Below are 402 nucleotides of genomic sequence, written 5' to 3' on the forward strand. Positions count from 1 at the left end.
TCCTCGCGGACAACAAGCACTTCTTCCCCAACTACAACGCGGCGCCCGTCATCCACACCGCGACCTTCGACAAGTACCCGGAGATCGCGGGGCTGCTGGATCCGATCAGCCGACGGCTGACCACGGAGGTCGCGCAGGAGCTGAACGCGAAGGTGGACGTGGACGGGCAGGACCCGCACATCGTGGCGAAGGACTGGCTGATCCAGGAAGGCTTCATCAAGAACGGCTAGGGGCGCCCGCCCGCGGAGAAGTTACAAAGGATTCGTTGCAAAGAAGCGTTGCAAAGAGACCTTTGCATGTCTATCGTCGAAGCATGGCAGCGAACGAAGCCGACGGCGAGAAGCCGCTCGACCCGAACATCCACCGCGTCGACGCGCGCACCCTGCGCGGCCTCGCCCACCC

At 63.7% G+C, this 402-nt stretch carries 1 protein-coding gene; it reads left to right on the plus strand.

The features are described from left to right. A partial coding sequence (locus tag AC1DYK_RS36045; RefSeq protein ID WP_478170629.1) for a glycine betaine ABC transporter substrate-binding protein occupies positions 1–230 on the plus strand: 230 nt, incomplete at its 5' end. Positions 231–402: the final 172 nt, after the last annotated feature.

The sequence above is a fragment of the Variovorax sp. P2_H12 genome, from assembly GCF_056403395.1.